General features: G+C 44.0%; 2 protein-coding genes. Both read left to right on the top strand.

Annotated elements, in window-relative coordinates; translation table 11 throughout:
- Nucleotides 1-835 precede the first annotated feature (835 nt).
- Entirely contained in the window at nucleotides 836-1648 is an 813-nt protein-coding gene (locus tag AC3A8L_RS20445; RefSeq protein ID WP_487964122.1) for a formate/nitrite transporter family protein, read from the top strand.
- Between the two features lie 61 nt (nucleotides 1649-1709).
- The gene (locus AC3A8L_RS20450; RefSeq protein WP_487964123.1) at nucleotides 1710-3431 is read left to right on the top strand and encodes a bifunctional protein-serine/threonine kinase/phosphatase; all 1722 of its coding nucleotides are present in this window, start codon (nucleotides 1710-1712) and stop codon (nucleotides 3429-3431) included.
- Nucleotides 3432-3937 lie beyond the last annotated feature (506 nt).

Genomic DNA, 3937 nt, shown 5'->3' on the forward strand with positions numbered 1-3937 from the left:
AAGGGGCGCATGCCGGGGCATGTAACGCTTTGAGCAACGAAGGTAAGGAGGTCGATATCAAGCATTAGTGGATGAAATATTATTGCCTCGCCCCTTAAGCCCCGCCCTTAGCCCTGCCCTTAAGAGTTGGGCGCTAGTAACCCGTTATTATTTCGCGACAAAACCTAGCGTTTCGATTGCCTCAATTAGATCTAGATTCTACATTTCAAACAACCACCCAAGCCTGAATTACCCTTGTATGAAAGCGGTTTAGCGGTTGACATGATCAATAATTCTTAGCGCCATGCGGAATTCTTTCGCCTTTACACCGCTTGCCGCTCAACGGTATTTATCATGCAGCCAGGTTACAGACCAACGACACAGAAACTTAACGCCGAAATAATTTCTAGTTTCGCTGTCGACGTTGAGCTGGCAAATAGCTGTAATGCTCCACCACTTTGTAATTAACAAACAAAATCGGGTGTCCTCGTCTAATTGGTTAAATGATTTTTTCCTCGGACCTTATGCACCCAACATAAGATAAAAAATAACGTGGCACCAATAATGGGCTGAAAATGTTCACGACACACTAGCATGCACAAGAAGCGCGCACCTTTTTGGACCTCAACTCAAGCATCTAATCGTGATCAAATAACTAAGGAAAGCAAGCTACAACTTACTGGTGCCAAAAAAACTCATTGAATTCAAGAGGTGGTGCACTTTGGTGCAACATTTACCTAGCGGATGTGAATATCCAGGGATTTATTTTGCAACTCATTGAATTATATATGTTTTATCATTTTGGTTCGCTGCTTGCAAAAGGTAGGGCTCAGCTTCCATTGAAATGAGATGAGTTATGTCCTATTTAGAACCCAGTGAATTTGCCACCAAAATGGTCGATGCCGGCGAATCCAAAATTTTTATGTCAACCAAAGATACTGTCATTCGCGCATTTATGGCGGGTGCTATTTTGGCGCTTGCCGCATTCTTTGCGATTACTGTCATGGTTAAAACCGGCAACCCGTTAATAGGGGCCATTCTTTTCCCTGTTGGCTTTATCATGCTGTATCTGATGAAGTTTGATTTATTGACTGGGGTATTCACTCTGGTACCACTGGCAGTAATAGATAAGCGTGCAGGCTGTACCTGGTCGACAATGTTGCGTAACTGGGGCTGGGTATTTTTGGGTAACTTGGGTGGCGCATTAACGGTTGCCGTAATGGCATCTTTTATTCTGACCTATGGCTACAATACTGATGGCGGTGCATTAGCGGCCAAGGTGGGAAGTATTGGCGAAGCAAGAACTCTAGGCTACAAAGAGCACGGTTTAGACGGCTGGATTACTATTTTTATTCGCGGGATGTTATGTAACTGGATGGTATCTATGGGTGTTGTGGGCGCTATGATATCGACTTCGGCCTCGAGTAAAATTATGGCGATGTGGATGCCTATTATGCTGTTCTTCTTTATGGCGTTTGAGCACTCAATTGTAAATATGTTCCTATTCCCATTCTCTATGATTATGGGTGGTGACTTTACTGTAGTGGATTACCTTATCTGGAATGAGTTACCAACAGTACTCGGTAACCTTGTAGGTGGATTCTTGTTTGTTGGCTTGCCGCTTTATTTAACGCATGTTAAAACAAGCCCAGAGCGTCGTTCAGCCTAATCGCTATTGACACATTAATACTCTATTAATGGAACCCCGCTTGTAAAAGTGGGGTTTTTTTATGATTAAAGATTCATTAAAAATAGCTGTTGGGCAATACAGTGAAGCCGGGCGAAAACCCATTAACCAAGATTGCCATGGCTTAATGGTGCCCAAAGAACCTCAGCTTACCTCCAAAGGTATTGCTTTAGCATTGGCAGATGGCATTAGCAGTAGTGATGTGAGTGAAGTGGCGAGTAAAGCTTCTGTGCAAGGCTTTTTATCGGACTATTACTGCACCTCAGATGCGTGGTCTGTTAAACATTCAGCGCAGGCTGTTTTGAAGGCAATAAATTCTTGGTTATATGCTCAAACACAACAAAGTAGCTATCGGTTTAATAAAGATAAAGGCTACGTATGTACTTTTAGCGGCATTATCTTCAAATCAAATACAGCGCATATTTTTCACAGCGGTGATTCGCGAGTGTATCGATTCAGCCAAGGCACTTTAGAGCAGTTAACACAAGATCATCGACATCAGCTATCAGAAGAAACCAGCTATTTAACGCGTGCTCTTGGAATTAACGACTACCTAGAGATCGACTATATTACCGCGCCTATTGCAGTAGACGATATTTTTATATTGGCAACCGATGGGGTTTATGAATTTTGGGATGAGCAACTGTTGACGGCAGAGCTAGCAAAGGCAGATATAGAGTTGCCCACATTAGCTAAAAGCACAGTGGAGGCCGCATTAGCAGCCGGTAGCGACGACAATCTAACCTTGCAACTGGCACGCATTACCGCAGTACCCAGTAATAACATGGAGGAAATTCAACGGCAGGCTATGCTGTTACCTGCACCGCCAACCTTGGCAGCCCGCATGGATTTTGAAGGCTTTACTATTCTACGAGAAATCTACATTAGTAGTCGCAGCCACGTTTTTTTAGCAAAGCATAATGGCAGTGGTGAGCATGTCGTTATTAAGACCCCGTCATCAGAGATGCGAGACAATCAAGAATATCTGCAACGCTTTATTATGGAGGACTGGATTGCTCGGCGGCTGAGTCACGCCAACATTTTACGTGCGCTTACACCACAAGAAGCACCTAATTACCTTTATATTTTGACTGAATTTGTGGAAGGCCAAACCCTAGCGCAATGGATGGCCGATAATAAAACTCCCACCCTTGAACGGGTACGCGATATTGTTGAACAAATTGCTGCTGGCTTACAAGCGTTGCACCGACAGGAAATGGTGCATCAGGACCTTAGGCCCGCCAATGTTATGATTGATACGCAAGGCACGGTTAAGATCATTGATTTTGGCGCCGTTAAGGTTGCAGGGCTGAGTGAAATACGGCCCAGTAACGAAGGCATTATGGGAACGGCACAGTACACCGCACCAGAATATTTTTTAGGGGAGCTGGGTTCACATAGAGCCGACATTTTCTCATTAGGCGTAATGGTGTATCAAATGTTATCTGGCGGTAGATTGCCTTACGGCAATAATGTTTCCAAAATTAGAAGCCATAGGGACTGCCAAGCACTTCATTACCAACCTTTGTCGCAATTCAAAAATCCGCCGCCAGCGTGGGTAGACTACGCAATAGCGAAAGCACTTAATCCCAACCCACTTAAGCGATATCAAGAAATTTCCGAGTTTGTATACGAGCTACGCAATCCAAACCCTCAATACCTCCAACGTACTCAAGCACCAGTGATAGAGAGAAACCCCGTTCTTTTTTGGCAAGTAATATCGCTAATACTACTGCTGGTTGTGATATACCAAGCCAGTCATTAATTATTTTTAGATTGGGTCGAGTACTTGGATTGGGTGGTACAGTTTTGGGGCATCGGACAACACCACTTTGCTATCGTTACGACTAGCGTTTCTGCTTTAATACGTTCAATCATGCAGCCAACGGGCAACCCGGGCTGTTGATTTTTAAGACGGGCGGATTGTTCAGGGTGAAACAGTCACATCTGATTGCACAATAGGCTCTGGATCACGCTAGGCCCCTCGAGACTTTGCTGTTTGCTGTTTGCTGTTTGCTGTTTGCTCAGCGTGTAAGCTCTAGCAATATCAAAAAAAGATAGCGGGACATGCATTTGCTATCTTTTTATAATCAAACTAATTGAGACGCTCAATACCACAAACCGCTAAGGCTATGCCCTGTCAATAGACGGTCAACATATCCTCTTGCTTTAAGGCGCTCAAAACATACGTTAAATCGCAAATTTTGAAGCACCTAAGGGGCGTGCACTGAATAAGTTGCTGGAATTTGGTTTTTTGGGTGCTTGCTTGAC

The organism is Marinagarivorans sp., assembly GCF_982758155.1.